The sequence below is a fragment of the Streptomyces spinosisporus genome, assembly GCF_022698145.1.
Classification (GTDB): Bacteria; Actinomycetota; Actinomycetes; order Streptomycetales; family Streptomycetaceae; genus Streptomyces; species Streptomyces spinosisporus.
The window spans coordinates 1-21,120 of record NZ_JALDAX010000037.1 but is presented as its reverse complement, the minus strand read 5'-3'; the positions used below and the strand labels follow the sequence as shown (position 1 = coordinate 21,120).

At 67.0% G+C, this 21,120-nt stretch carries 23 protein-coding genes and 3 pseudogenes; 12 read left to right on the top strand and 14 right to left on the bottom strand.

Going from position 1 to position 21,120, the window contains the following annotated elements; all coding sequences use genetic code 11:
- Nucleotides 1-327 (bottom strand): DUF6221 family protein (locus MQN93_RS43040; protein ID WP_242713810.1); only part of this gene is annotated, 327 nt, incomplete at its 3' end.
- A gap of 900 nt (nt 328-1,227) precedes the next feature.
- Here MQN93_RS43040 and MQN93_RS43035 point away from each other — a divergent pair.
- Complete coding sequence (locus MQN93_RS43035) at nt 1,228-1,698, top strand: ANTAR domain-containing protein (protein WP_242713809.1); 471 nt, start codon at nt 1,228-1,230, stop codon at nt 1,696-1,698.
- On the opposite strand, the gene MQN93_RS43030 is transcribed toward MQN93_RS43035, so the two are convergent.
- Entirely contained in the window at nt 1,695-2,429 is a 735-nt protein-coding gene (locus MQN93_RS43030; protein ID WP_242713808.1) for an ANTAR domain-containing protein, read from the bottom strand. The genes MQN93_RS43035 and MQN93_RS43030 overlap by 4 nt on opposite strands.
- A 214-nt stretch (nt 2,430-2,643) precedes the next feature.
- On the opposite strand from MQN93_RS43030, the gene MQN93_RS43025 reads away from it, so the two are divergent.
- The 3 genes and pseudogenes from MQN93_RS43025 (at nt 2,644) to MQN93_RS43015 (ending at nt 5,038) form a co-directional block, all read left to right on the top strand.
- Complete coding sequence (locus tag MQN93_RS43025) at nt 2,644-2,985, top strand: helix-turn-helix transcriptional regulator (protein ID WP_242713807.1); 342 nt, start codon at nt 2,644-2,646, stop codon at nt 2,983-2,985.
- 314 nt (nt 2,986-3,299) lie between these two features.
- Nucleotides 3,300-4,151, top strand: coding sequence for an SCO6745 family protein (locus tag MQN93_RS43020; protein ID WP_242713806.1), 852 nt, complete (start codon nt 3,300-3,302; stop codon nt 4,149-4,151).
- A 377-nt stretch (nt 4,152-4,528) separates the two neighbouring features.
- Nucleotides 4,529-5,038: pseudogene (locus MQN93_RS43015) on the top strand (hypothetical protein).
- Here MQN93_RS43015 and MQN93_RS44510 read toward each other — a convergent pair.
- Nucleotides 4,977-5,785: pseudogene (locus MQN93_RS44510) on the bottom strand (IS5 family transposase). The pseudogenes MQN93_RS43015 and MQN93_RS44510 sit on opposite strands and share 62 nt — an antisense overlap.
- Before the next feature lie 556 nt (nt 5,786-6,341).
- The gene (locus MQN93_RS43000) at nt 6,342-6,746 is read right to left on the bottom strand and encodes a DUF2000 domain-containing protein (RefSeq protein WP_242713803.1); all 405 of its coding nucleotides are present in this window, start codon (nt 6,744-6,746) and stop codon (nt 6,342-6,344) included.
- Nucleotides 6,747-6,850: 104 nt separating this feature from the next.
- On the opposite strand from MQN93_RS43000, the gene MQN93_RS42995 reads away from it, so the two are divergent.
- From MQN93_RS42995 to MQN93_RS44505, 3 genes are all read left to right on the top strand, one after another.
- Nucleotides 6,851-7,309, top strand: a complete 459-nt coding sequence (locus MQN93_RS42995) for an Lrp/AsnC family transcriptional regulator (protein WP_242713802.1) — start codon at nt 6,851-6,853, stop codon at nt 7,307-7,309.
- 116 nt (nt 7,310-7,425) lie between these two features.
- Nucleotides 7,426-7,656, top strand: a complete 231-nt coding sequence (locus tag MQN93_RS42990; RefSeq protein WP_242713801.1) for a hypothetical protein — start codon at nt 7,426-7,428, stop codon at nt 7,654-7,656.
- 41 nt (nt 7,657-7,697) lie between these two features.
- Nucleotides 7,698-7,922 (top strand): hypothetical protein, encoded by a 225-nt coding sequence (locus MQN93_RS44505; protein WP_372504538.1) that lies wholly within the window; start codon nt 7,698-7,700, stop codon nt 7,920-7,922.
- 340 nt (nt 7,923-8,262) lie between these two features.
- On the opposite strand, the gene MQN93_RS42985 is transcribed toward MQN93_RS44505, so the two are convergent.
- Nucleotides 8,263-9,162 (bottom strand): MBL fold metallo-hydrolase, encoded by a 900-nt coding sequence (locus tag MQN93_RS42985; protein WP_242713800.1) that lies wholly within the window; start codon nt 9,160-9,162, stop codon nt 8,263-8,265.
- A gap of 82 nt (nt 9,163-9,244) precedes the next feature.
- Between MQN93_RS42985 and MQN93_RS42980 the strand changes: the two genes are divergently transcribed.
- Nucleotides 9,245-9,514, top strand: a complete 270-nt coding sequence (locus tag MQN93_RS42980; RefSeq protein WP_242713799.1) for a hypothetical protein — start codon at nt 9,245-9,247, stop codon at nt 9,512-9,514.
- Nucleotides 9,515-9,520: 6 nt separating this feature from the next.
- Here MQN93_RS42980 and MQN93_RS42975 read toward each other — a convergent pair whose 3' ends face one another.
- From MQN93_RS42975 to MQN93_RS42950, 6 genes are all read right to left on the bottom strand, one after another.
- Nucleotides 9,521-10,426 carry a patatin-like phospholipase family protein gene (locus tag MQN93_RS42975; RefSeq protein ID WP_242713798.1) on the bottom strand — a complete coding sequence of 302 codons (906 nt, stop codon included), beginning with the start codon at nt 10,424-10,426 and terminating at the stop codon, nt 9,521-9,523.
- The gene (locus MQN93_RS42970; protein WP_242713797.1) at nt 10,426-11,118 is read right to left on the bottom strand and encodes an alpha/beta hydrolase; all 693 of its coding nucleotides are present in this window, start codon (nt 11,116-11,118) and stop codon (nt 10,426-10,428) included. Before MQN93_RS42970 ends, MQN93_RS42975 begins: the two co-directional genes overlap by 1 nt.
- A gap of 131 nt (nt 11,119-11,249) precedes the next feature.
- The gene (locus tag MQN93_RS42965; protein WP_242713796.1) at nt 11,250-12,218 is read right to left on the bottom strand and encodes a quinone oxidoreductase family protein; all 969 of its coding nucleotides are present in this window, start codon (nt 12,216-12,218) and stop codon (nt 11,250-11,252) included.
- Between the two features lie 64 nt (nt 12,219-12,282).
- Entirely contained in the window at nt 12,283-12,489 is a 207-nt protein-coding gene (locus MQN93_RS42960) for a hypothetical protein (protein ID WP_242713795.1), read from the bottom strand.
- Nucleotides 12,490-12,940: 451 nt separating this feature from the next.
- Nucleotides 12,941-13,477, bottom strand: a complete 537-nt coding sequence (locus MQN93_RS42955) for a winged helix-turn-helix transcriptional regulator (protein ID WP_242713794.1) — start codon at nt 13,475-13,477, stop codon at nt 12,941-12,943.
- A 48-nt stretch (nt 13,478-13,525) separates the two neighbouring features.
- The gene (locus MQN93_RS42950; protein WP_242713793.1) at nt 13,526-15,100 is read right to left on the bottom strand and encodes an MFS transporter; all 1,575 of its coding nucleotides are present in this window, start codon (nt 15,098-15,100) and stop codon (nt 13,526-13,528) included.
- Nucleotides 15,101-15,197: 97 nt separating this feature from the next.
- On the opposite strand from MQN93_RS42950, the gene MQN93_RS42945 reads away from it, so the two are divergent.
- A complete protein-coding gene (locus MQN93_RS42945; protein WP_242713792.1) occupies nt 15,198-15,935 on the top strand; it encodes a GNAT family N-acetyltransferase in 738 nt (245 codons plus the stop codon).
- 491 nt (nt 15,936-16,426) lie between these two features.
- Here the strand turns inward: MQN93_RS42945 and MQN93_RS42940 are convergent, their stop codons facing one another.
- Nucleotides 16,427-17,833, bottom strand: a complete 1,407-nt coding sequence (locus MQN93_RS42940) for an amidase (RefSeq protein WP_242713791.1) — start codon at nt 17,831-17,833, stop codon at nt 16,427-16,429.
- Between the two features lie 113 nt (nt 17,834-17,946).
- Nucleotides 17,947-18,534 carry a TetR/AcrR family transcriptional regulator gene (locus MQN93_RS42935; protein ID WP_242713790.1) on the bottom strand — a complete coding sequence of 196 codons (588 nt, stop codon included), beginning with the start codon at nt 18,532-18,534 and terminating at the stop codon, nt 17,947-17,949.
- A 111-nt stretch (nt 18,535-18,645) separates the two neighbouring features.
- Here MQN93_RS42935 and MQN93_RS42930 point away from each other — a divergent pair, with 111 nt between their 5' ends.
- The 3 genes from MQN93_RS42930 (at nt 18,646) to MQN93_RS42920 (ending at nt 20,258) form a co-directional block, all read left to right on the top strand.
- Nucleotides 18,646-19,251 (top strand): TetR/AcrR family transcriptional regulator, encoded by a 606-nt coding sequence (locus MQN93_RS42930; protein WP_242713789.1) that lies wholly within the window; start codon nt 18,646-18,648, stop codon nt 19,249-19,251.
- A gap of 251 nt (nt 19,252-19,502) precedes the next feature.
- Nucleotides 19,503-19,781, top strand: a complete 279-nt coding sequence (locus MQN93_RS42925) for an SDR family NAD(P)-dependent oxidoreductase (RefSeq protein WP_242713788.1) — start codon at nt 19,503-19,505, stop codon at nt 19,779-19,781.
- 84 nt (nt 19,782-19,865) lie between these two features.
- Nucleotides 19,866-20,258, top strand: a complete 393-nt coding sequence (locus MQN93_RS42920; protein ID WP_242713787.1) for a VOC family protein — start codon at nt 19,866-19,868, stop codon at nt 20,256-20,258.
- 9 nt (nt 20,259-20,267) lie between these two features.
- Here MQN93_RS42920 and MQN93_RS42915 read toward each other — a convergent pair.
- Nucleotides 20,268-21,082: pseudogene (locus MQN93_RS42915) on the bottom strand (IS5 family transposase).
- Nucleotides 21,083-21,120 lie beyond the last annotated feature (38 nt).

The window sequence follows — 21,120 nt, the reverse complement described above, 5'->3', positions numbered from 1 at the left end:
GGGCCAGGTGTGCCAGGTGTCCTGGAAGGCGGGGTGCAGTTCGAAGGGCAGGGCGAGGGCTTTCATGGCCTGGAAGGCGAGGATGGATTCCATTGGCCAGCAAGAGCTGGCCTGTTCGTGGCTGATGCGCTGGAGGCAGTCGTGCAGGATGCGCCGGTGGCTGGCGGTGCGCTCGCGGATCTGAGCGGGATAGAGACATGCGCAGGATCCGTGGTGCCCGTTTAACAGGTGGGTGGGACAGTCCGGCTCGTGGAAGAGCTCGGATTCTCGTTCGGCCTCGTCCCATCGGGCGTTGAGGAACGAGGCGAGGTCGGCGACGGCGGTCATGGCCTTCAAGTGGTCCTTTCTCGGACGTCCACCGGTGGGTGTTTCCTGACCTGGCCGGCGGGGCGGCAGGTCCGATGTCAGAAGGATGGCCCCATTCCGTGGGTGGCGGCCACTACCGGCCGAGTCCTCCCGTTACCGAGTGCCAGAGGGCTCACCTGGGGCCAGCTATGGCGACATGCATGCCAGTAGCGTGCTGGCTGCCGGGAGTCCGCAGCGTAGGCCGGAGGGATGGCGCCCGTCCTCGCAGTCTTGTCCGGGCAGGATGCCGACGGCTTGGCATCTGGGGGAATCGGAGCCGGTGACCGCTGTCCGGATCGGTACGATCGGTGGCCGCGTGCGCCGCCTCGCGCATATCCTCTCTCGCGCGAGTCCTCGTACGGGTTGGTCCACGTGGCCGCCGGGGGCGTTAGAGCACGAAGCGCTTGTGAGGTTCAGGGCTGGCGCTGTTAGTGACCGGTCGCGGCAGGCGGCTCCGTTGACGTGGGCGTGCCATGGACGGTGGCAGGTTGCTGGATCGGCGACACGGCGACCGGCCTGCTGTTTACCCGGCAGCGGGCCAGGCCGACGCCTTGCCCGGTGGGTGCGCAAGGTGACGGCGGCTCCGGGACGTCATGGCCATGAACACCGGAGTCGCTGCAGTCCGAGGGCACGGCGTCAGCACGGTGTTCCGTACGGAGCCCGACGGCATTTCGAGGGTTTCTTTGCCGTCCCGTGTCGCCCCCCGGCGCGCGCACGGTCTGGTCTGCCGCGTCCGGTTCCCGATTGGTGCCGGTCCGACGTGCGGGCGAAATATTCGCTCTGCGGCGTGGACCGACCAGGTCAATGGAGCGTGGGTGAGGCGCTGTGGGGCAGGTTGGCGCTATGGAACCTTCCCCCAGCCCGGGTCCCCGGCATGGAGAGATGTCCGGTGATGGACCGTCCACGGGTCGGGAGCATGTCGGCTCTCTTGCCGGGTTGCCGGCCGAACTGCTGTATGAGGAGACGGTGCAGCTGAAGGAGGCGCTGGAGCTGCGGCCGGGCATCGACGTGGTCCGTGGTGTGCTGATGGGGGGCTGGTCGTGCGCCGAGGAGGATGCATGGCAGATCCTGGTGCAGGTGTCCCAGCACTCCAACACGAAGCTGCACGACGTGGCGGAGGCCATCGTCGCCATCACGCAGCAGGTGCCGCTGCCGCCGACCTGCAAGACCAGCTGGCCGCGGCGCTGGCTGTCTGGCGCGGCCGCAGCGCCGACAGCGGGCGCAGGCCCCGGGGTAGTTGCATCGAGCCGGTGGGGTCGGCGCAGTACCTGGGGAGGTCATGCGCCGCCCCGCCGGTCAACGCGGCCCTGTCTGGGCCAGGCATGCCCGCGGGGCTGTGCGTGTCCTGTCTAGGCTGTTGGGTTGGCGTGGGTTTGGACGGCGATGGTCAGGTGGCGGGTGAGGGGTTCGGGCAGGGAGGTGTGGCCGTCGGCGGTCTGCAGGAGAGCGTCGGCGATCTGGTGCAGTTTGGTGTTGCTGTGCTGGGAGGTGGTCCTCAGTACCTGCCAGGCCTGTTCGGCGTTCAACTGGAAGGAGGCCATGAGCATGCCTCTGGCCAGGTCGATCGGTGTACGGGTCTCCATCGCGCGGTGGAGCTGTGCGTTCTCCGTGGCGAGGCTCTCACCGGACGGTTCGGCGGGCTCGGTCGGCAGGCGGGGTCGCGTCTCGTGCGCTCCGGCAGTTTCCTGCCGTCCAACGGGGGTGGCTTGATTCCCGGCAGATGTCGCTGGCCGCGCAGTCTGGCGTGCAGCGGCCTGCGCGGGGGACGGGAGTCCGTCCAGCATTGTCCGTCCGTCGGTGAAAAGGGGGAGGGTGTCGGTGAGGCTGAGCAGGCGTTCGACGGCGCGGCTGGTGGCGCGCAGGATGACTTGCTTGCCCGCCAGGCGGGCACGGCCGCGGACGTCGAGGAGGACGTTGAGGGCGGAGCAGTCGCAGAAGTCGACGGCGGCGAGGTCCAGTTCCAGGCCGCCGGCGGCGCGGTCGAGGGCCTTGTTCAGTGCCTGCTGCAGGAGCGGATCGCTGTCCAGGTCGAGTTCGCCGCAGACGGTCACCGCGAGCCGGTCCCCGGCGGCGTCAACGCGCAACGTGACCGCCGTCGATGGGTGCTCAGCCGTGGTGGAGCAGACAGGGCAGGACCCGTCTTCTGGGTGGACGGGTGGGTGAGGGCACATCGTTGCTCCTGGCGCGGATCGGCTTTCGACCACCCCAGCATCACCCCGACAGTCGTTCACGTCAACAAACACATGAAAATGGGTTCACCTATTTGAATGCGTGAATCGAACTCGTTATCCTGAGGCAATGGATCGAGCACCGGAACCGCATGCAGGCTGGACCTTTCTGACGAACCACTCCCGGGTGCTGGCTGCCATCGCCGAGGACCACACCGTACGGATCCGTGACATCGCCGTCCGCTGTCGGCTCACCGAGCGGGCGGTCCAGAAGATCATCGCGGACCTGGAGGAGGGTGGGTACCTCACCCACAGCCGGGAAGGCCGTTCGAACGTCTACCGGATCGCCCCCGACCGGGTCTTGCGCCATCCCGCCGATGCCCCGGCTACTGTCGCCGAGCTGCTTTCGGTTTTGCTGCGTCATGAGGCCGGGCAGCCCACGGCCAGCCTCGTCGACCACGAAGGACACTGACCTGCCAGGCAAGGTCTCCTCATCGGAGCTGTCCGGGCGCATTTGCCCTCACGCCAAAACGCGAGGGAATGTACGGGGTAGACGGATCCGGGTAGCTGCACTGTCAACTCGACCCTGATCAGGCCGAGTTGACAGTGCCGGTCGCCATCGGTGCAGTCGGTTGTGCCGAAGCGGGATAGTTGTTACCAGCGGCACCGGCTGTGCATGCACAGCCATGCAAACGCGAACCCATCTGCACCGCTTCCCTTCGGTCGCTGATGAGTTTCGGTGTGCCGGACGGTCCAAGTCGGCACACCTCACGCAGGGAGAATCTGATGGGCAAGACGCGTTTGCATCCGATGGCTCAGATCGCCCGCCGCATGTTCGAACTCCTGGAGCCGATCTGCCTGGTCACGTTCCTCGCCGACGAGTGCAATGAGGAACTCGCCGCACTTGGCCATCGCACCTACTGGGACGGCTACTTCGCCAGCCGCGCCGCACCCCTGGGAAGGGTGCCGGCCCACGTCGTGCACGCGGCCTTCTACAACTTTGCCGACGGGGAAGCCGCACGGCACATCCCCAGCGCCTGGGAGACGATCTCGCCGGAGGCCTCCGTCGCCGCGCGGGAACGGGGCAGCGCCGCTTCCCTGCGGCGCATCCTCGGCGACGAACTGGCCGAGTCCCCGGGTCTGGTGCGCGCCGCGGACCTGACCACCAAGGCCGCGACGAGCGCCCCTACCGAAGGCCGGGTGATGTACGCCGGCATGCGCACCCTTGCGGTACCCAGCGACCCCGTCGCCCGGCTCTGGCATTCCGCGACCATGCTGCGCGAGCACCGCGGCGACGGGCACATCGCCGCGCTCGTCGCCGCGCGCATCGGCGGCACGGAAGCCCACGTCCTCTCCGCTCTGGAACTGGGTATCCACCCCCCGGAGTCGTTCGGACGCATCCAACACCTGCCTGAAGAGCGCCTGGCCGCGGTCATGGACGGTATGCGCGAACGCGGACTCATCGACATCAACGGCCACTTCACCGACGCAGGCCGCACGACCAAACAACGCATCGAAACCCTCACTGACGAACTCGCCACCCCGCCCTATGACGCCCTGTCCCCGGCCGAACTCGACGAACTGATCACCAACCTCGAACCCATCACTGCGGCCCTGGTGGCCACGGGCTCGCAGTGACACGCAGAAACTGCTGCAGCAACGCCCTGGCGGCCGCAAGGGCCCGCCAGGGCTTTTCAGTCACAGCATGTGCGCAACGGCCAGCCTCGTAGGTGACAACAAGCCTGCCTATGTGACAACTATCGTGCTTTGACTCAGAAACGTAGGAAAACGCCCTCTGCGGGTCTTCACTACCCGCGCATGCCGAGGGCATCCAGGTCCGCACGACGCTCCGCAACTGACGTCAGCCGGGCCCGCTTTCGCTGCCATCGCTTGAGAGGTCGTTCTCTTTCGGAACCTCGTGTGCGGATTTTGCTGGTCAGGCATGGGTTTGCGGCTGCCTCGGAAGTCTCGGCTTGTTGTCGGTCGGGATGTTGCGGGGGTGGCGGATGCCGTCGATGCGGGCGGTTCTGGAAGCGCGGCGAAAGGCCGCGGCGGTGCGGGCGGAGGAGCTCGAAGCCGAACTGGTGCGAGTACAGAGGGACTTGGCGGAAGCGGAAGAGGTCCTCAGGCGCCGGGTGATCGGTCTGGAGTAGTATCTTGAGGCGCTGGCCGAGGACGAAGCGCCCGCTGTGGTGGCCGGCGGGTCGTCGCCCAGGAAGCCGGTCGGGCCGCGGCGCGCGGTGCCACACCGGGAGAACGCGGCCGGTGTCGAGGACCTGTCGGTGGACTACCAGGCGTTGATGGCCGCCGCCCTGGACGCGGCAGCCGATGGGCTGGGGGCCAGGCGGGCGGCGGTCGTGCTGGGCTGGGACAGCGCGTCTGTCTCCCGGGTCGAGGGAGCAAGAGCCCGGCTGAAGAGGCTGGTGGAGCGAGGCTGGCTGGCAGAGGAGAAACCGGGCCGGTTCATGCCGTGCGTGCTGGAGCGGGACGCTGCTGATGGCGGGCGGCCAGGCGGCGGCTCATGAGCATGGTCATCGACCACCGGATGGCATCTTCGCTGGTGGCCATGCGCCGTTCGTAGTCACGCACCAGACGCCGGCTGCGCAGGCACCAGGCGAAGGATCTTTCCACGACCCAGCGGTGGGGCAGGACCTCAAAACCGCTGATGTGGTCGCTGCGGTGGACGACGTCGAGCACGAGCCCAAGGTGCTGGGCGGCCCAGTCCTGGAGGTGACCGCGATAGCCGCCGTCCGCCCAGATCCGGGTCAGCCGCGGCAGGCGCTTGCTTGCTGCGGGCAGCAGGACGTGGGCGGCGTCCGGTCGGTCGTGGACGCCGGCGTGACCAGCACGTCCAGCAGGAGTCCGAGGGTGTCGGTGAGCAGGTGCCGCTTGCGTCCATTGATCTTCTTCCAGGCGTCGTATCCCCGTGGAGCGAAGCCGACGGTGGCGTCCGCCTTCACCGACTCTGAGTCCACGACCGCCGCACTCGCCTCCTGATCACGGCCCTCCGCCGCACGGACGGCTCCGCGCAGCCGGTCGTGCAGCTTGGCCACCAGCCAGGCATCCCGCCAGCGGGCGAAGAAGGCATACACCCGCGGCCGGGGCGGGAAGTCCGCGGGCATCGCCCGCCACTTGATGCCGTTGTCCACGAGATGGCGCACCGCGTCGATCATCTGCCGGTGGCAGTAGCCCTCCGGCCGCCCGCCCCGGCCCGCCAGCCATCCCGGCGCCGGCAGCAGATCCCGCACGATCGCCCACTCGGCATCGCTCATGTCCGAGCCGTACCGTGGCCGCCGGCCGGGCCGGTCGGCCGCGTTGCCGAACCTGTGGGCGAGACAGTCACACCCAGGGGTGGGGCGACTGGACCCGTCGGCCACCACCACGCAGGACTTCAACACCAGGGCCTCTTGCAACTCGCTGGACTCAACAACCGCGAGCTACCAAGAGGCCCTGTCGTTATGCCTCGACACCGCTCAACTCACCCGATCCAGCACCCCTTTCGAACCACGTCGACCACGCGAGCGGAAAGAGAACGGGCAGTTACCTTGCCAATCGGGCGAAGGCTCTGGTGGAGACGGTTCTCTTGGTCGAAACCCATCTACCAGGGGCTTCACCACCTTGTCAGTCCGACCGGCTCGCTCCTGCTGCCAGTTGGAAAGGGTCAGTGCCCGCACCAGCCGAAATCGTCGCCTATCCTGCTCAGGAGCAGTGACAGCGACGTGACGACGGAGCCCAGATTCAACGCGGAGACGGTGGTTGCGAAAAGCGCTGTCGTGCGTCTGGCCCAGAGCGGATACCGCAGTGGGCGGACCCTGCTGGTCGTGGTGGTCACCGGAGCAACCCCAGCCTGCCGGTGAGGCGGTCGACTTGACGCCTGGGCCCAGTGAGAGCAAGGCCCAGCGGACGCCACCCTCGCTCCGGGTCTTGCAGTCGCTGGGTGTACGCGTCGTAGTCGCGCGAGGAAACGGCCACGTCGGTGACGTCAAGCACCGTGATGCCGGGATGATCCGAGGCCTCTTGGTACAGCCGGTTGAGAGCTTCGTCGTCCGCGGCAAGCACCGGGAGCCCGATGGTGCTCATGCCGCGATGAGAGATGCCCGAGGCGTCCACGACGTCGGGTCCGACAATCCCCTCGACATGGCGCCCGACACTGATACCGAGCAGCCCGATGACGTTGGCCGCCACCCCGCGCTCCAGCCCTTCGTCGACGACGATCACCAGTTTGCCTGCCATGGAACCTCACTCATTGTCGCCTTCTCGGCGGCAAGGCTACGCATGTTTCGGCTACATTGGCTCGAAACCGAAACTAGTTCGGTTACAGGGTCCTGGGGAGTGTTGTGGACGAAACAGATCGCACGATCGTGCGCCGGTTGCAGCAAGATGCTCGGCTCAGCAACCGGCAACTCGCCCGCGAACTCGGCGTTGCCGACTCCACCTGCCTGGCTCGGGTGGCGGCACTTCAGGACCGGGGCGTCATCACCGGTTTCCACGCCGCGGTCGATCTCGGTGGGATCGGAAGAAGTGTGCAGGCGCATGTGTCGATCAAGATCCGGCCTCAAGCGCTTCCGACTGCGTCCGCCTTCTGCGACGCGGTCGCGGATCTCCCCGATGTGATCGCCGTGTACATGGTCACCGGCCAAGCCGACCTCCTCGCGCACGTCGCCGTTCCCACTACCGACGAACTGCGCGAGTTCGTTCTTCAACTCGCCCGGCGGCCCGAAATCGCCGACATCCGGTCCTCGATCATCTATCTCAGCCGACGCGCCAAGGTCATCGAGCCCGTCGATGGTCCATGAGAACGCGACGCTGCCACCCCGACCGTGAACAGGAACTCGCATGACCATGCCGACCTTCATGTCCTCAATGAGGCTAGAGCCGTTGCTCTCCCTGGCATCGGGGGCTCCTGCTCACCATGTTCGAAGATCAACGCGTGTGGACCTACCTCGACGGCTCCCCCGCCGACGCGGAAAAGACCACCACTCGATTCATAGACACCGCAGAACTGAGCCGAAGCGCAACCGGGCTGCGGATCTGGACCGCGTTCCTCCGAGCCGACAGTGCGGATGGGCGGCTCCCCTCGGGCACCTTCGTCGGCATCGGCGGCGTTCGTACCCTCTCCGCTGACCTCTGGAATCTGGGCTGAGCATCGCGCCGCCGGCCTGGGGCCGCGGCTACGCGACCGAGTTGGCCACCGCGGCGGTCACTGCCGCCCAGGTCTCGTACCCGAACCGAACCGTCACCGCTCGAACCTTGACCAAGATTGCCGGATCGGAGCGAGCGTTGATCAGCGCGGGGCTTCGGGTTGTCTGGGAAGGCCCGAGCGCCGCACACCCGGGCGAAGAAGCACGGATACTCACGGACAGGCAACCGCGCGGGTCCGAACTCGAGTGGCTCATCCAGGCTTCGTGAGAACAGCCGGGGTGAAGGGAGTGTGAGTGCGACTGCTCAGGCGGATCCGGATATGGCCCGACCACATCGTGGTCCTTGTCGACGACGTACCGATCCGCCGATGGTTCGAACGTCTCACCGCGGTGCGGCCGCAGGCCGGAAGCCCGCCGCTTCCGCCACTGGCCCGCCGTCCTCAAGTCCTGGCTGCTCCTCCGCAAACTGCGGTGCTCAACCACCCGAATCACCAGCCTCTTCCAGGCCGTACTCACCCTTCATTTGACCTGCTCAGGGCATCGTGTGATCAAGGAACTACCGAGATCGCCGCCACCTACCCCTGGACACGCTTGATCCCCGGCTTCGACTATTGGATGCTCACCCAGTCGTCGATGACGTAGGAGTCGCCACGCCGAGCAACGACAGCGGCACGATCGATCGGAAAGTGCCCTGTGATGATCGGTAGGCTCTGCTCGGCGGCCTGCGCGAGCAGGCGTCGACGTGACTGCACGGCGAGGGCGTGGTCCTCGTCGAAGCAAGCGCCTTGGTCAGGGCGAAGGATTTCCATCGGCGTGTGGAAGACGTCGCCGGCGACGATGACCTTCTCGCTCCCCCTTGAACTCACGTGGACGATGGACGATCCGGGGCTGTGCCCGGGTGCGGGCTTCAGGGTGAGGTGCTCGTCGATGAGGTGCGTACCGTTGTAGAACTGCACGAGCCCTGCTCGGACGACGGGCAGCACGCTGTCAGCGAAGACCGGCGCCTGGTCCATGCCGCCAGACGGTTCGGTGTCACCCTCGGGGTTCCAGTGGTCAAAGTCGGCTTGGGGGAGGAGGTACGTGGCGTTCGGGAAGGTCGGTACCCACTGTTCGCCGACGAGGTGAGTGTTCCAGCCCACGTGATCGGCGTGCAGGTGAGTGTTGATCACAATGTCGACTTCAGCCGGGTCGACGCCGGCGGTACGCAGGTTCTTCAGGAAGCCGGTGTCGAGGTTGTCGAACGGGGGGATGTACGGGCGGGGCTTGTGGTTGCCGATCCCTGTGTCGATCAGAATTGTTTTGCCCGCGCTCCTGACGACAATCGTCTGGGAGCACAGCCAGGTGTCCTCGGTGGCAGGATCCCAAAAGGTGGGTGCGAGCCACGATCGGTTCGCTTCCCAGTCGGCGCGATCACTGGCCGGGATCAACTGCGGCCGGGTCATCAGGTTGCCCTGCCATTCAAAGGTTCGGGTCAGAGTGACGCCATTCAGGTCTAGCGTTTTTGCCATGATCAGGCTCTCGTTGGTATTCGTTGGGTCTGCGATTTCCGTACGGCGCAGTCGGTCATCGCCCCGGGTTTGCGATCACGGCTTGGCCGAGATCGGTGTTTTCGCAATCGGACGTGTGTTCGCCGTCACGTCCGCGCGGATGCGCGCCCGCACGGGTATGCGCGGCAGCGCACACGAGATGACCATGGCGCCGCCGATGTCCGCGAGCACGGCGTCGAGCGCGCGTGCCGCAGTGCTCGACGCCGCCGAACGCGACGAAGTGGAGCGCCAGTCGGTCGGCCACCTCGGAAATTCCCCGGCGGCTCCCGGACGGCGACGGACGCCGGTCGCATTTCGCGAGCTGGCGCCGTGAACGGCATCAGGGGGACAACCAGGCCTTGAGTTCGGCGGCGAGGTCACGTGCCTGACTGGAGCCGGTGGCCGCCGCCATGTCGATGACGCGAGGATCGAGGAGATCGGCGGGTGTCTTGTAGAAGGGCTCCGCGGTGATCACGCGAACGCGGTGACCGCGCTCGCCGAGAAGTTTCTCCTCTAGCGCCAGATTATTGGTCGGCCGGGGCGCCAGGATGACCACCTTGCCCGATCCTGTGGCGTACCCAGCCCGTTCCTGGTCGTCATTGCCGGCGCTTTCCGCGAGCATGTCGGCGTTGGTGGTGGAGCGCACGCCCCCGTCAACCCAGACCGAACCAGCCACGTGGACCGGCGGTGCCACGCCGGGGGCTGCTGTGGACGAGGCCACAGCAACGGCCAACGGAATACCGTCCCGGGCCGACCAGACGGTGGCGAGTCCGGTGTGGGCATTCACCGCCGTCACCTTGAATTGCCGCGGCCACGCGCCCGCGGGCAGAGCCGCCCTCCACGCGGACTCCGCCTCGCCCGCCGATACCGGTGATATCGCCGCCACCGCGGCCTGCGCGATCTCCAGCGTGGATTCCCTTCCTTGGGCGGACCTGTTCAGCGCCCGTTGCATGAGGCTTTTGTCGACCTTGCCGTCCCGAACGGCGTCGAGGTGCGTAATGGCGCGCTCGCGCATCCTTTCAGGAACCAGTGGAAGGCTTTGAGGCTGCATCGTCAGCCACGCACCCGCGACGGCCCCTGCCGAGGTGCCCATCACCACATCGAAGCCGTTCACCGATAGTCCGAGGGAAGCGAGCCCGTCGAGGAAGGCCGACATCCAGGAGACTCCGGCGGGCCCGCCCCCGCCCAGCACCAGTGCGTTCACCGGGGCCGGCCTCAAGTCCGGGTGTTGCCGTGCTTCGTTCATCAACACACCCCCTTCATGGCATCCCGCAGGAGTGCCGCGGTTTCGGCTGGTCGGGAATAGAACGGTGAGTGCGAGGTGTCCATTCGCCGCACGTTTCCCACTCGGGCACCGAATTTTTCACGCATGGGAACGGGAAGGCCCGCGTCCCTTTCGCCGATCACATATGTGCTCGGGGTGTCGTGCCAGGCCGCCTGAGTGAGGGGCTGCCGCATCGACATGAGCGACTGGGGCCCCAGCTCCTTCGCCGCTCTTTCCGCGTCTTGCTGGGGCAAGTCGTTGTAGAAGACTTTCTCGGCTCCGATCATCTCGATGTACTGCTCGTTCTCGTGAACTCCCCAGTGGGGCGGGTACCTCCCGTCCCGGTTGCCGAGCATGGACTCGCCGACGTCCAGCACGAAGGAGTTCAGGTAGACGATGTGTTTCACCGCGGCGATTCCCGCGAGCCCTTCGCTGACGGGGACACCTCCGTAAGAGTGCGCACAGACGACAACCGCGCCATCGATGTCCAGGACGAGATCCTTGACGGCTTGCGCGTCCTCATACATGTTTCCCAGCTGATCGAAGGGCACCGGAGCGCTGGAAGGGAGTTGGATCGTGCGAATGTCCACGTCGGAGAGCTCTTTGATCAGATCATTCCACATCTCCTTGCGGTGAAATGAGCCGTGAACGAGGACGAGGGTGGGCAAGGTCATCCCGTAGTTCTCTTTCCTGTGAATCGTCCCGACAGGGCGCCGGCGAGCGGACCCGGGTGCCGGTTGTGGAACAGCCATCGGGGCCCGGGAGGGCCTGCCGGTGGAGTACGCGCCGAGCAGCCCGGGCGCGGTTACGGGACCAGCAGCAGCTTGCCCGTGGTGCGGCGGTTCTCCGGGCTGTCGTGGGCACGGGCGGCCTCGGCCAGCGGGTAGCGTGCGCCCACGCGCACGTCGAGGCTGCCGGAGCTGACCCAGGTGAACAGGTCCTTGATACGGCCGATGAACTCATCGGGGTTCTGCAGATAGCTGGGCGGGTTGGGGCTGGTGACGAACAGTGAGCCGTTGACGTTCAGGTCCATCAGGTCGAACGGGGGCACCGGGCCGCTGGACAGCCCGTACACGACGAGCATGCCCCGGTGGCGCAGCACCTGTAGCCCACCGGCGAAGGTGCCCTTGCCGACGCCGTCGTACACGACGTCCACGCCACGTCCGCCGAGGAGTTCCAGGGTCGCCGTGGCGAAGTCGTCGGTGCTGTAGTTGATGACGTGGTCCGCGCCATGGGTGCGGGCGATGGCGGCCTTCTCCTCGGTGGACACGGTGGCGATGACGCGTCCGCCGCGCATCTTGATGATCTGGGTCAGCAGTTGTCCCACGCCGCCTGCCGCCGCGTGCACGAGCGCGGTCTGGCCGCGCTGTACGGGCCAGGTCGAGGTGGCGAGGTAATGGGCGGTGACGCCCTGGAGCATCATCGAGCCTGCGGTCTTGTCGGTGATGCCGTCGGGCACGGCGACCGCGGATGCGGCGGTGACGATCGCATGGTCGGCGTAGCTGCCGCTCAGTCCGAACCAGGAGACCCGGTCGCCGGGAGCGTGGTGGTGGACGCCTTCCCCGACGGCCGTGACGGTTCCGGCCGCTTCCCCTGCAGGGGGCGTAGAGCAGTTGGACGGGGGACGAGCCTTCCCGGTGGTTGACGTCGAGGTAGTTGATGCTGGCCGCGGCGATCTGCACCAGCGGTTCGCCGGGGCCGGGCGCGGGGGTGTCGCGCTCAACGAGGTCAGCACGTCCGGCCCTCCGATGCGGTGGAACTCGATACGACGCATCGAATACTCCTCAGTGAGGCGGCCTTGGATGGCCAAGGTGTGGATGTTCGTGGTGCCAGGCGGGTCACTGCTTGGCTGGGACAGCCCGGTCCGCCGCAGCCGCCGGGGCTGTGGTGTGGGCCAGGGCCCTGTCGTTGTGTCGCGGCAGGAAGAGGCAGGCGAGCGCGCTGGTCAGGGCAGCCGCGGCCGCCGACCACCACCAGGCCTGGGTGGAGCGGTGGAAAGCGGTGGGGTCGATCTGCGAGGAGCCGACGACGACCGGGGCCGCCACGCCGAGGGTCACTCCGATCTGCCGGGTTCATCTGGACGATGGCGCTGCTGGTGGAGGTCTGGTGGCGCACCAGGCCGCTGGTTGCCGCGCCGACGAGGGGCGGGGTCCACAGGTCGGCCCCGGCGCCGCCCCATGCGGTTTGCTCCGGCCGCGCGCTGTGGTCGGTGGAGCTCTGTTGCCCACCGGCGACGCGTGTGTTTCGCCGCCTGCGTCGCGGGAGACACCCCCAAGTAATATGTATGTCAACCTACATATCATCGGATCGTACGTCAACGTGCCTCCGCCCACGCGGGCTCAGCCGCGCCTGTAGGCGCAGCCCTCCGCGGGCAGCCCGGCCGCACGGCTGACCAGAACGTCGCGCATCGGGTCGAAGGAGGTGGGCAGTGCAGGGCACGGGAGGTGGCCATCGCGCCTTCCGTGCCCCGCCATCACAGTTCTGTCAGGGCCGGCGCTACTCCTTCGCCGCCCCACGGTGCGGCTCGCGCCTTACGATCCTTGCTTCGGTTTCCGCGAGCGAGACGTCATGTCCCTGCTCGCAGCGGACCGCTGCGCCAAGCCGGCCTCCGCAGTCGGCGTGGGCGAGTTCAACTCCTCCACGAGGCCCGTCGAGGGACCCGCCCCACTCCATGAGGGCCACGACGAGGGGGAAGAGCTGGCGTCCGCGCGGTGCGAGGACGTACTCGGAGCGGGTGCGGGCCCCCGGTTCACGGTAGGGGCGTCGGGTGAGCAGGCCGTCCGCGACCATCTGCTTGAGCCGGGCGGCGGTGACGGCCTCACTCAGTCCGGTGCGCCGTGCGAGGTCTTCGTAGCGGTTGGCGCCGTAGTACACCTCGCGCAGAAGGATCATCGTCGACCGAGTGCCCATGACTTCCAGGGCGCGCTCGATGGAGCACCACCCCTGCGCCGTCCAGGCGTCCCGGTCGGCGAAGGCACCGGACCGAGTGATGACTGCGTCGTCATCGGGTGCGTGCTCTGTCGCTTGTGTCATGGGTTTCATCCTACGACCTGGCTCTTGTCGTGCAGAGTCAGAGCGAGGTCACATCTGCGGGTGCTGCGTGCGACGGTGGACCAGGAGCACGGCTGCGACGGCCATGGTCAGCAGGGAGATCGCCGCGATGAGCAGCGACAGGTGCATGGCGTCGGTGAAGGCTCGCGGGACCGCGTCAGCGACGATGCGGGCGGCGGGCGCGGGCAGGTCTGTCGCGCTGCCTCCGTGGGCGGCTCCGGCCACGATCTGGTCGGCGGCGGGCGCGGGCAAGTCGGCGTTCAGGAGTCGCTCGTGGAGGCTGGTGGTGAAATGGCTGGTGACGATCGTCCCCAGCACGCTGGGGCCCAGGACGTTGCCCAGTTGGCGGGCCATGTTGACGGCGGAGGCGGCCATGCCGGCCTGGAGCGGAGGCACGCTGCCGACTGCGGCCGCGGTCGAGGGGGCGACGAGCAGACCCGAACCGGCGCCCGCCACGAGCAGGCCAGGCCACATCGCTCCGTATGTGTCGAACGGGCCGACCGTCAAAAGGAGCAGAGCACCGGCTCCCATGAGGGCCAGTCCGATGGTGAACAGGGCAGTGAAGCCGGTTTTCCGCACCAGGCGCGGAGCGATCGCGCTGACGGCGATGAACATGGCGAACATGGCCAGCATCCGAACGCCCACTCCGAGGGGGCCGGTGTGGGTGACCCGCTGCATGTAGAGCACGCTGAGCAGGGCGATGCCGACGAAGCCGAACATCGTCGTGGCCGCGACACCCATCACGGCGGTGAACGGGAGACTGCGGAACAGGCGCAGGTCGAGCATGGGGTCGTGGTGACGGAGTTCCACCCGCACGAACAGCGCCAGCGACAGGGCGAAAACGACGTACGAGATGAGGATCGGCGTCCGGGTGTAACCCGTCGCTCCGCCCTGGATGATCGCGTAGGTCGCGGAGGCGAGGGCCAGGGTGCCGAGGACGATGCCTGCGGGGTCCAGACGGCGTGAGGGATGTTTGCTCTCACGTACGACCAGGGGCGTGAGTGCGACGGCGACCGCACCGATGACGAGGTTGGTCAAGAAGACCGAGTGCCACGAGTAGTGCTCCAGGAGCGCCCCGGCGATCAGTGGACCGGCGGCCAGTCCCAGTCCCGAACAGGCCGCCCAGGCGCTGATGGCGGTGGTTCGCTCGTGCGGGTCAACGAAGGTGGTGCTGACGATCGTGAGGCTGGTGGGCAGGACGGCTGCGCCGCCGGCCCCCATGACGGCCTGGGCGGTGATGAGCATGGCGGGGCTGTCGGCGAGGAAGGCGCCCAGGCTGCCCGCCGCGAAGACGAGTGCGCCGGACACGAACACGCGCCGCCGCCCGATCAGATCGCCCAGCGTGCCGGCCGACATGACCAGGCTGACCACGGCCAGGCTGTAGGCGCTGGGAATCCAGACCAGGGTGTGGGTCGAGATGTGCAGGTCCTGCTGGATGGACCCGAGCGAGGTAATCGTCGCTGTCACGCTGATGAAGGCCATCATCACGCCCAGACACACGACGAGAAGGCCCAACCAGCGCCGCTCGGTGTCTTTCGCATGGTCGGCGCGCTGGGGCGAGGGGGCTACGGGCTGGGGTCCGGTCACCTGACTTCGTATGGACATAGCCAGCAAGTTATCATCTGACTTCGGCCGACAAAAGCCAGGTGGGGGTGGCCTGTCAGCACCCCGTCCGAGTCACACGATCGATAGGAGGCCCGCTGTGGATCTGACCGGTCCTGAGCGCATGCTGGCGGATATGGCGCACGTGCTGGACAACCCCGTCTACGCCTCGCTCTCCAGCTCGCAGCATGCTCACCTCGTCCGCAGTCGGGGGCGCGCTCTGCGCTACCTGAACGAGGTCTCCCCCTTCATGGGCCTGCCTGACAGTCCGTCGGCGCAGGACTGGGCCGACGCGTGCGAGTTGCTGGATGCTGAAAGCGCCGCCGTGGTGCACGGCCCCACGGCGTTTCCGCCCTCCGTCGAGGTCGTCGACCAGTTCGGCGTCCTCCAGATGACGGCGTCCCCGGGAGCCGAGGGCACCGAGGATCCGCGTGCCGCACACCTGTCCTCGGCCGATGTGCCGGAGATGCTGGATCTCGCCGGCCGTACCGCGCCCGGTCCCTTCTTCACCCGGACCATCGACCTGGGCGCCTACGTGGGAGTGCGCAAGGAGGGTGAACTCATTGCCATGGCCGGGGAGAGGATGGTCGCCCAGGGATGGGTCGAGATCAGCGCCGTGTGCACCTCGCCCGAGCACCAGGGCAAGGGACTGGGCAGCGGCTTGATCAGGACGCTGACGGCCCGGATAACCCGACGCGGCGCCCGTCCCTATCTGCACGTGGCCGCTTCCAACACCAACGCCATCAATTTGTACAAGCATTTGGGCTTCGCCATACGACGCGAACTCACCGTCAGTGTGCTGCGACGTTCAGACGGCACGGCGTCAGACAGCCGCTGACCGGGACCTGAGGCGCAGTGCGGCGGGCAGCCAACACCGCGCCCCGTCCGATGATGGTGGCGCTGGCATCATCCGCCGTGGTCAGGGCGGGGTGGACGCATTGCTGGGACTCTGCTGACCGGCCTGACAGCCGGAATGGCCCCAGCTCTGCACAGCCATGCCGCCGCGGCAGCCGGGCGCGATCCTCCCTTGAGGCAGTTGCGACCGCGGTCGGCATCGCCCGTCAGTGCTGACCCATCTGCCCAGCCACTGCAGCGGTCCGGTCTGCCGTTCCTGCCGCGTGAGCTAGTTGCCGCTTTTCGCATACGACACGGCCACCGTCTCCCAGAGACGGCGGCCACGTCACGAGTGGCCCGTGCCGGGCACACATCATCTGCGAGTCCCGTTCAGGGTGGCCGCTTCGGCGGCCATCGGCTTCAGGGCAGCCGAGCAGATCGCGCTGGGCGCTCTTCTCGGATGCCGTGAAGCCCCGGATTGCTCCTCTTCGTGCTTCAGAGGACGGGACGCTTGTCGCGTACCGGGCTCAGTGTCTCCAGTAGCGATGCGAGGTGCAGGAGCGTCGACTCCGCATGCCATCCGGCCGCGAGCTGCACGCCGATCGGCATGCCGTCGCGCGTGGTGCCGAAGCGCAGGGAAAGAGCCGGGTTTCCGGTCAGGTTGAACGGCACGGTCGTCGAGGACACGTGGAAGGCGTCCACTGTCCGGCCGTCGAGGGTGAACTGCCCGAGCTGGTGCTCGTGGGCGGGGATCGTGGTGACCGGGAGCAGGAGTGCGTCGTAGTGGTGGAAGTACTGCGCGAAGCCGTCCCGGATGCGCTCGACGCCCTGTTCGGCCCGCACGTAGTCCTCCACCGACGTACCCGGCATGTCGGCCAGGAACGAGGAGTACGTGAACATCTGGTCCTCGTGGCCTTCGGTGACCTTATGGAAGGCCGGCTTCACCTCCATGACCGCCAGCTTGGTCCACAGCTCCAGGGGGTTGTCCCGCTGGAGGGCGGGGATGCTCACGGCCTCGACGTGCGCCCCTGCCTTCTGCAAGGCTTCGGCGGCCTCGCGTACGGTCGCGGCCACCTCCGGGTCGGTCGGGCCGAGACCGGAGTCGACGAGCCAGCCCACGCGCGCCGGCCGGTCGGGGGAGGTTCCCAGGCCGGTGTCGAACGCGCGCGGGGCGGTGGCGTAGCCGTCGGCGCCGTCCGGACCGGTCAGAACCGAGTACGCCAGCGCGAGGTCGCGGACGGAACGCGCCATGGGGCCGACGTGCCAGTTCCGGCGGGGCTCGCGCGGCCAGATGCCGGTCATCGGGATGCGCCCGTGCGTGGGCTTGAGGGCGGTGATACCGGTGTCGGCCGCCGGCCCTCGTACTGAGATGGACAGGTCACTGCCCAGTCCGAGCGGTGACATTCCGGCGGCTATGGCCGCGGACTCCCCGCCGCTGGAGCCGCCGGACGAACGGTCCACATCCCAAGGGTTGTTGGTCCTGCCTGTCAGCAGGTTGTCGGACTCGATCCAGAACGAGAACTCCGGGAGGTTGGTCTTCGCGAGCAGGATGCCCCCGGCCTGCTTCATGCGTGCCACGGCGGTGGCGTCGGCGTCCGGGACGCGTCCCGCGAAGATCGGCGAGCCGCGCTGGGTGAGGACCCCGGCCGTGTCGAAGGAGTCCTTGACGGTGAACGGAACACCGTGCAACGGCCCTACCTGGGCGCCCGCCTCGAGTTCCCGGTCCGCCGCCCTCGCGGCTTCCAGGGCTCCGTCGGCCAGGGTGACGACGGCGTTGAGCCGCGGGTTGGTGGCCTTGATGCGCTCGAGGTGCGCCTGCACCACCTCGACGGAGGATGCCTTGCCGGACCGGATGAGCTCGGCGAGTTCACTGGCGTCGGTGTAATGGAGTTCGGAGGTCATTTCGCATTCCTTTCTAGACCGGTCTACTAGAGATGCGTAGACCGGTCTACTATTGATGTTGCTGCTCGCACCGGGGTGCGGAGCAGGGTGATCTGGCCGGGAGTGGGCGGGTGTCAGATGTGGAGGACCTGGCGGGTGACCGCCAGCGCACGGTCGAGCTGTGCGGGACTGGCGTGGATCTTCGCGAGCATGCTTGCTCCGATCCACAGGTCGTAGAGGGCTTCGGCGGTCGTGCGGGGACTGTCGTCGACGGATACGGATCCGTCGGCCACACCGTTGGCGATCATCCGTTCGATACGGTTCACGATCTCGGTGGTGCCGGCTTGCGTGGCGATCCGCATGGACTCGGACAGGTCGGAGATCTCCGCACCCAGCTTGACGACGAGGCACCTGCCCTGGCAGTTGTCTGCGGTCTGCGTGTCGTAGAAGTACTGCCAGTACTGCATCAGTTGATCGGCGGCGCTTGCTCCCGTGTCGGCGACAATGCCGTCCATGGTCGCGAAGTAGTCGTCGAAATAACTCTTCATCATCGCCTCGCCGAAGGCGTCCTTCGAACCGAAGTGGTGGTAAAAGGAGCCCTTCGGAACGCCGGCCGCCGCGAGCACCTCGTTGATGCCCACCGCGGCGTACCCGCGGGCGACGACGATCCGTCGTGCGGCGTCCAGGATGCTGCGACGGGTTTCCATCTTGGCGACTGACATGTCTCGACCGTACTGCCGATTAGACCAGTCGTCTACTCCAGCTCATCTGAGGCCCTGTGTCGAACCGATACTATGCCTCCTGACATATATGAATTACGGAAGCGGAGCACGATGGGGAAGCGGACGGACACCAGACAGAAGATGGTCCAGGCTGCCAAGGAGCTGATCCAGCAGAAAGGCCTCGGCGCCACCGCCTTCGCCGACGTGCTCGAACACAGCGGTGCGTCCCGAGGCTCGGTGTATTTCCACTTCCCCCGCGGCAAGACGCAGTTGGCCGTCGAGGCCGCGGAGGCCCATGCCTTCGAGCAGGTCGAGATCATCGACCGGGCCGCCCACGGGGCCACGTCGGCGGTCCAGTTGGTCGAGCGCTACCTCGATCTGGGCCGCGACGGCATGATTGCCGGCGACTACGGACGAGGCTGTGGTGTCGCCCCGCTGATCACCGAGGGCGCCGCGGCGGAATCGGCCGAGATCGCAGAGACCGGCCGCCGTGCCTTCTCGCAGATGACGGACCGGCTGGCCTTCCACTTCGTCGCCCTCGGCGTGGAGCGCGCTTCGGCGAGAGTGCTCGCCGAAGCCGTGATCGCGAGCATCGAAGGAGCGATGATCACCTCTCGCGCCCTGCGCAGTCCCGCCCCCTATGAGTCGGTGCGAACGGTGCTGGCCGGCCACGCGTCGAGGGTGTCACCGAGGACCACCGGGCGTCCGCGCATCTAAAGAATTGCGCCCTTGCGCTGCATGCCGGGGCAGCGTTCGGCCTACCAGTGGCGGCACAGCTCTGTCGTTGGCGGTTAGTATGTGTGCTGTCATACATACTATTCAAGGGTGGATCCCCAAACGGACTCCCGCCGAAGAGACGAGGAGATCCACATGGCTCGTGTACTCATTCCCGAAGCATCGGCAGGGGCGCTGCCCTGGTGCTGCATCAGCAGGGTCACGAGGTGATGGCGACTGCACGCGACGTGTAGGTGCTCGACGGCCTGCCGGTGGCCCGAAAGGTAGAACTCGACGTCACTGACGAGGCGTCAGTGGCCCAGGTCCTCGCCGGCCCGGTGGACGTCCTGCTCAGAAACGCCGGAGCAACCGTCCGGCCACCGATCGAGACCGTCCCGCTCCACGCACTGACTGAACTGTTCCAGCTCAACGTCTTCGGAGCCCTGCACGTCGCACAGGGTGTCCTCGCCCAGATGCGTGACAGGAAAACAGGACAGTTGATCTTCAGTCCAGCATCCAGGGGCGCCTCGTGATCCCGCTGATCGGCGCCTACAGCGCGACGAAACACGCCTTAGATGGCTGGGCCTTTCAGCAGCCAAACGGGGCAGCAGCACTGTATGAAGCCGCAACCGTGTTTCAGGCTGGCCGCGACCACTCTTGATGCACCGGACGCCCACCAGTTGGCGCAGTTCTATCAGGGCCTGCTCGGGTGGCCGATGCGGAAGGATCAACCCGGCTGGGTTGAGATCGGTCCGCCTGACGGTAGTGCCGGGCTGTCGTTCCAGACAGAGCCGCTCTTCACTCGCCCGCGGTGGCCTTCCAGACGGTCCGAGCAACAGATGATGATGCATCTGGACATCGAGGTTAACGATCTGTCATCGGCCGTCGAGCAGGCTCTTGCTCTGGGCGCGACGGTGCCGGACTTTCAGCCTCAGGATGATGTACGCATCCTGTGCGACCCGGCGGGTCACCCGTTCTGCCTCTTCGTGCGCTCCGGCCCGAGCGTCTGACAGGCTGGGTCAGGTGCTCAGTCGGCGGTAGCCGATGAGAGACGCGGCGATGCCGACGAAGGCCAGGAAGTGTTCGGCCTTGCGTTCATAGCGGCGGTGCAGGCTTCGGCATTCGATCAGCCAGGACACCGTCTTTTCGACGACCCAGCGGTGGCGGCCCAGCCGCTGTGAGGACTTGATGCCTTTGCGGGCGATACCGTGTCCGATACCTCGCTTGCGCAGCCAGCGGCGCAGGTGGGCGTAGTCGTATCCCTTGTTGGCATGGAGCCTGGCCGGTCGCCGGCGGTGCGGGCCGCGCCGGGAGCGGATCGGTGGGATCCCCCGCACCAGCGACTTCAGGCCGAGGCTGTCGTGCCATGTTGGCACCGGAGATGCCCAGCGACAGCGGTAGACCGTTCCGGTCAGTGATCAGGTGGATTTTCGATCCGTTCTTGCCGCGGTCGGTCGGATTCGGTCCGGTCAATGGCCCCCCTCTTTTGCGTCTCTGAGACTGACAGAGTCGATGGCGCACCGCGACCAGTCCAGTTCGCCTCTCGCGCCGAGCTCGTCCAGGGCGAAGCGGTGCAGTCGGGCTCAGACACCGTTCTGGCTCCACCGGGCGAAGCGCCGGTAGACTGTCGGCCAGGCCGGGCCGAACACTGGGGGCAGTTGCCGCCATGTACACCCTGAGGTGGCTACGAAGATGATCGCCGCCAGATATTCACGGTCACCCGCCCGCCGTCGTGCCCGCCACCTTGCGGGTGAATGACCTCCGTCGGCGGAACCACCCGCCGGAACAGGGTCCATAACTCATCCGGCACCAATCGCTCAACCAGGTCCGTCATGCACGGCTCAATGAACGATCACGCCAAAGGTAACGGTG